This window comes from uncultured Nostoc sp. (assembly GCF_964247315.1).
GTDB lineage: Bacteria > Cyanobacteriota > Cyanobacteriia > Cyanobacteriales > Nostocaceae > Nostoc.
Window position 1 is genome coordinate 1 of sequence record NZ_CAXTTT010000218.1, and the last position, 5,689, is coordinate 5,689.

Below are 5,689 nucleotides of genomic sequence, written 5' to 3' on the forward strand. Positions count from 1 at the left end.
CTGCCCCTCTGCCTCCCCTGCCCCACTCCTCACTGCTGCGGAGGCGGTGAACCAGAAATTAATTTACTGGCGCGATCGCATTCAATTTCTGCAATTGTAATCTTATTCTCTGAATTATTAGTTGCTGCAACTGGTTCAATGCGACAAGATTTTTTTAAGTAATAGCCTCGTGGGTTAGAACTCGGGCCTATCCAAATACTTAATAAATCTAATATATATCCAGACTTTGTATTAGCTACACGCGGTTCAACGCGCCATAGTTCCTTCTCTTCATATTTATTCAGGTTTTTTTGAATTATTCCCCTACCCAGATTTCCTACCCGTTGTTTCGCATCTAGCAACCATTTTTCTACTTCTGACCAAGGTCTTTTGGCTATTTGTTCTACTACCATTGGTTGAAGTTTTTCTAGAATTACAACGCCGTTTTGGGGAATTTTTACTAATTCTTCTGTTCTGGGAACAAAGGTACTATTTTTAAAAGTATCTGCCTGTAAACTAGGATATTGTCGTAACCAATTATCCATCACAAAGTGAAACTGAATCCAGCAACTTAGCAGCATACTACTAGCAACTAAAATTATAATTCTTTGGCGGTCTTCTGGCTTAGGAATGCGAGCTTTTGCATCAGTGTCATTTCCTTCAATAAACTCTGGTATTGCCGTAATTAGTGCTGAAATTGTCGGCCAAAAAACGATTGTTCTGGGTGTAATTACATCTCGTTGATCTCCAAATGCAAAAACACTCACTAAGAATCCGGTGATTACTGCCCCGACTGGCATAAAAGTACCAGGAACCCTCAAAGGATCTTCAGTTGTATACCAAGCTGTACCAGCAATTAAAAATAACCAACCGAAAAAGGCAATTATATCTTTGATATAACCTGTGGCACAATATGAAAGTACCCAAGAAAAAATACTTAAATAAATAAATGTCTGCCAAGAATAAGCTTTGGGTGGAACTAATATTTTTCTAATTCCTGCATAAAGCCCTTCAGCAAATTTAAAAACACCAAAGAAATCTTTTAGTAGCGTATTCATATTCCTCCCTAAATACGGTCAATCAATCATTTTTTCTAAATTAAACAAGTAGTTTATTGCTATTTTGAACGAAATAATAAAATAATGGTTATTGCACTATAGCTCAGAGAATTTGCTATTAGTATAGTAGTAACTAAATTAGTATTTTGGAAATTCAGGGTGCTAAAACGACGCCGTTGCAGCCGCTGAGATGTTTGAGTATCCTCTTCTTTTTTAGCAAATGATTCATTTAATGAGAATAGCAAAACCCTTAAAATGAAAAATTTCATCAAAAACGTAGTAAAAAAAATTATACAAGCAGTTAAAATAATTAAAGTTTGTGTATTCGACGATTTAAAATTATTAAAAAGCATATAGTTAATTAATTCTGATTTCACCTGTATCGGCAACAGTGGTTCTGATACAAAAAATATCAACCAACCAATTACACTCGAAAACAGATTGATAGAAATTGCATAAAAAGTACTGGTTTTTTTGTCAAATTTTAGTCGAGAATGCAAAACATAAGCTTCGATGGGGATGGCAATCAGTACAAATAAAAAGTCAAACAGAAATCCACCAATGGGAAAAATCCTGGGAAGCATCCAATTGTCAGGCATAAATGGTTAAGGGTAAGGGTTAACTGTAGTGAGTATAACTGGGATAGTAAGGGTGATGGGGGAAATTATCCCATTGTTCTTGTCCTTTACTATGCGGGTGTGCCAGTATTCCTCTATTGATATTGTTAATAGATCGAACTGACCCTTTTACAGACGCGTTAGAGGGGCAGTTTCTAAGATGAGAGTACAAGAGGTTAGGTAAGATTAAAGACTGCCATAGTTATAACTTTTCGAGAGATGACAAGGAACGGTATTGGTATTCGGACAGCGCAAGCGCGTCAAGAACGGCTTATTGGTCAAATTCACGTCTACGATGGTCTGGGTAAAGGTAAATCTCAAGCGGCTTTGGGGGTGGTTTTGCGCTCCATTGGCTTGGGAATAAATACGCCTAGCAATTCTAATCGTGTTTTACTGCTGCGGTTTTTAAAAGGGCCGGAACGTGATTATGACGAAGATGGCGCGATCGCAGCTTTACAACGCGGGTTTCCCCATTTAATTGACCAGGTTCGCACCGGGAGAGCGGAATTTTTTGGGCATGAGGAAATTACCACCTTTGACCGAGATGAAGCAATGCGGGGTTGGGATGTCGCTAAAGGTGCGATCGCTAGTAGTTTATATTCAGTTGTCGTTTTGGATGAAATTAACCCAGTTTTGGATTTAGGTTTGCTACCAGTGGATGAAGTGGTAAAGACATTAAAATCCAAACCCCAGGAGTTGGAAATCATTGCTACCGGACGCGCCGCACCCCAAAAGTTGCTCGATATTGCAGATTTGCACTCAGAAATGAAACCTCATCACCACCCAACAGCCAAAGCTCTCTTCCTGGAAGGGATTGAAATTTATACTGGTGCTGGTAAAGGCAAGTCTACCAGTGCTTTGGGCAAAGCCTTACAGGCGATTGGTAGAGGAATTAATCATCCAGGGTCTACCCGTGTGTTGATTATGCAGTGGCTCAAAGGTGGTACTGGCTACACAGAAGACGCAGCGATCGCCGCCTTGCAGCAGTCATATCCAGAAGTGGTGGATCATCAGCGTTGCGGTGGAGATGCGATCGTCTGGCGAAATTCCCGACAAGAATTAGACTACGTAGAAGCCGAACGAGGTTGGGAAATTGCAAAAGTTGCGATCGCCTCTGGATTGTATAAAACTATTATTCTCGATGAACTCAACCCCACTGTTGACTTAGAACTACTCCCCGTTGAACCCATTGTCCAAGCTTTACTCCGCAAACCCCGCGATACCGAAATTATTATCACTGGCCGTTGCCAAAATCCACCCGCGTACTTTGATTTGGCTAGCGTCCACTCAGAAGTTTATTGCCACAAACACTATGCTAATCAAGGTGTAGAACTTAAACGAGGTGTAGATTTTTAAATGGGGGAATAGGGAATGGGGCATTGGGCAGATAACTGAATGTTGGCACATTAGCGGGAATTTGTACTTTCGGGTGATAGAATATTTTGCACAAAGCGATCGCGTCCTGCTGCCTTTGCTTCATATAATGCCCGATCCGCTGCGCCAATCATTTCTTCTAAATCAGAATCTGGCTGAGGAATTTCTGTCGTAAACCCAACACTAATAGTTACGTAAGAACTAACTTGGGAATTTTGATGAGGAATTGCTAGTGTTCGGACAGCATGACAAATTATGTTTGCAACATGAGTCGCCCCCTTGGTGTCTGTGTTAGGTAAAATCACAGCAAATTCTTCCCCACCATAGCGGGCAACTAAATCTCCGGGACGTTTAATAATATCTTTGAAAGCTTGAGCAATTTTCTGAAGACAGCGATCGCCTGCCCGATGCCCGTATGTATCATTATATAATTTGAAGAAATCAACATCGCAAAGAATTAGAGAAAGCGGACGTTGCTCCCGTTTTAGGCGCTGCCACTCTTGGTAAAAATACTCTTCAAATCCTCGGCGATTAGCTACTTGAGTTAATCCATCGATAGTAACTAATCGCTGCAATTCCAGATTTACGGCTTCCAGTTTTTGCTGTAACTGAGATTGCTGAATCAAGCGTTTTACCCGTTGTCGCAAAACTGGCCAGTGAATCGGTTTGGTAACAAAATCTGTTGCTCCCACTGCAAATGCACGGTCAACTGACTCTCGATCGTCAAGTCCTGTAATCATTAAAACTGGAGTGCGCTTGTTGCAATCTAGAAGTTCCAACTGAGTGCAACACTCGAATCCATCCATATCCGGCATTATGGCATCAAGGAGTACTATATCAGGGTGCAGTTGGTTGAAAACATTTATTGCCTCTATGCCATTTTCAGCTTCCGCTATTTGATAGCCTTCCTGTTTTAAGAAATTCCGCAGCGTCAGACGACTAAAAGGATCATCATCAACAATTAAAACTAAAGATTGGCTTTCTTCAGCAGTGGCTTTCATGGTACTTCCTTCGCAAGTTCTTTTTCTAAGGCAGTTTTAACTTGTTCATATTCCTGATATAGTAGTGAAAGTAATTCTAGATTGTTTTCTAATTTACTGCTGCGTGCCTGTGATTCTAACACCTTGCAAAGCTGCGCTAGGGCGATCGCTCCAACAGAAGCACTGCTGGACTTGAGTTTGTGCGCTGTCTTCCATATAGTCTGCATATCCTGACTTGCGATCGCTGTGCTGATATGTTGCACTAATTTGGCTGTCTCTGTAAGATAACACTCAATTAGTTCAGCAAATGCCACACGATCTCCTCCAACCATATCCTGCAAGGATTGAAGGATTTTGGCATCAATTTTCGCGCTTTTTAATGTCTGGTTTTCCCCTGACTGTAAGATATTTAGCGAAGGTGGCAATTCTGGGCGCATCACTTCCTTTTGTTGTTTGATGGAAGTGAATTCAAAATTTCTGTGGGGTAAACATTTGCTGAGTGCCTGAGCTAACTCTTGCAGTTGAATGGGTTTGCTAATGTAGTCATCCATACCAGCAGCAAGACAAACTTGGCGATCGCCTCGTATGGCATTGGCGGTTATGGCGATGATATACGGACGAAAATCCACCTCCCATTCTTGACAGATTCTCCGAGTTGCTTCTAAACCATCCATTTTGGGCATCTGAACATCCATCAACACTACGTCAAATCGCTGTTTTTGCAGAGCTTTGATCGCTTCTAGCCCATTGCTGACAACATCTGCCTCATAACCTATTTTCTGTAGCATCAGTAGGGCAACTTTCTGATTAACAACCGTGTCCTCTGCCAGAAGAATCCGCAGTGGCAGTCGATGGCCCAAATGCCGATCTACCAAGGGAAAATGAGCAATCCTGGCTAGGATCGGCTGATTTCCCAAAACACGGGTAATAACATCGTAGAGTTGAGAGTGTTTGATCGGTTTACTCAAAGAAGCAGCAAACTGGACATCATTAAAGTCAGAATAAGTTTCTACTTTCGCTAAAGAGGTCATAATCACCAAAGGCAGATTTTGACAACCAGATTGCTTGCGGATTTGACGAGCTAGAGTTATGCCATCCATTTCTGGCATCTGCATATCTAAAATAGCAATATCAAACTGCGTTCCCTGAGCAAGTTTAACTAAAGCTTCTTTGCCAGATTTGGCAGCATAAGTTTCCATCTTCCAAGACTCTGCTTGCAGGCTGAGAATTTGGCGATTGGTCAGATTGTCATCCACAATCAATAGTCGCTTGGACGCAAGCAGCGGCGAAGTACTTAATTCAGGTTGTTCTAACTGAGCAGGCACTTTGGTAATAATGGTGAAGTAAAATGTTGAACCTGGTGAAGAGTGAGGGAATGATAATAATTTTTCATTATCCCATCTAGGGCTAGGATTGCCACCAATAAATCCCTGGCTTTCTACCCAAAGAGTGCCGCCCATCATCTTACTGAGCCGCTTACTAATTGCCAGTCCTAGCCCTGTGCCACCATATCGTCGAGTCATGGAGACATCAGCCTGAGTGAAGGGTTGAAATAATCGCTCTATTTTCTCTGGTGCGATGCTAATACCTGTATCTTTGATCGCAAATTGAATTTCATAAAGAAGTTGCTCTTTTTCAGATTGGGAATTGGGGAAGGTGGGGCCCCCTCTGGGGATAAGGG

General features: G+C 41.7%; 5 protein-coding genes. 1 reads left to right on the forward strand and 4 read right to left on the reverse strand.

Annotated elements, in window-relative coordinates; all coding sequences use genetic code 11:
• Window positions 1-29: 29 nt before the first annotated feature.
• The gene (fraD, locus tag ACFE93_RS33725; protein ID WP_375480339.1) at window positions 30-1,037 is read right to left on the reverse strand and encodes a septal junction protein FraD; all 1,008 of its coding nucleotides are present in this window, start codon (window positions 1,035-1,037) and stop codon (window positions 30-32) included.
• 59 nt (window positions 1,038-1,096) lie between these two features.
• Window positions 1,097-1,636: a filament integrity protein FraC gene (fraC, locus tag ACFE93_RS33730; RefSeq protein WP_375480341.1), complete on the reverse strand. Its 540-nt coding sequence runs from the start codon at window positions 1,634-1,636 to the stop codon at window positions 1,097-1,099.
• 237 nt (window positions 1,637-1,873) lie between these two features.
• On the opposite strand from fraC, the gene ACFE93_RS33735 reads away from it, so the two are divergent.
• The gene (locus ACFE93_RS33735; protein ID WP_375480343.1) at window positions 1,874-3,010 is read left to right on the forward strand and encodes a cob(I)yrinic acid a,c-diamide adenosyltransferase; all 1,137 of its coding nucleotides are present in this window, start codon (window positions 1,874-1,876) and stop codon (window positions 3,008-3,010) included.
• A 50-nt stretch (window positions 3,011-3,060) separates the two neighbouring features.
• Here the strand turns inward: ACFE93_RS33735 and ACFE93_RS33740 are convergent, their stop codons facing one another.
• Together ACFE93_RS33740 and ACFE93_RS33745 are read right to left on the reverse strand one after the other, a co-directional pair.
• Window positions 3,061-4,029 carry a diguanylate cyclase domain-containing protein gene (locus ACFE93_RS33740; RefSeq protein ID WP_375480345.1) on the reverse strand — a complete coding sequence of 323 codons (969 nt, stop codon included), beginning with the start codon at window positions 4,027-4,029 and terminating at the stop codon, window positions 3,061-3,063.
• On the reverse strand, window positions 4,026-5,689 hold a 1,664-nt coding region (locus tag ACFE93_RS33745), incomplete at its 5' end, for a response regulator (RefSeq protein ID WP_375480347.1). The genes ACFE93_RS33745 and ACFE93_RS33740, both read right to left, overlap by 4 nt.

Coding starts and splice junctions, on each gene's coding strand:
- fraD (WP_375480339.1), bottom strand. CDS start 1,037: ATGAATACGCTACTAAAAGATTTCTTTGGTGTTTTTAAATTTGCTGAA.
- fraC (WP_375480341.1), bottom strand. CDS start 1,636: ATGCCTGACAATTGGATGCTTCCCAGGATTTTTCCCATTGGTGGATTT.
- ACFE93_RS33735 (WP_375480343.1), top strand. CDS start 1,874: ATGACAAGGAACGGTATTGGTATTCGGACAGCGCAAGCGCGTCAAGAA.
- ACFE93_RS33740 (WP_375480345.1), bottom strand. CDS start 4,029: ATGAAAGCCACTGCTGAAGAAAGCCAATCTTTAGTTTTAATTGTTGAT.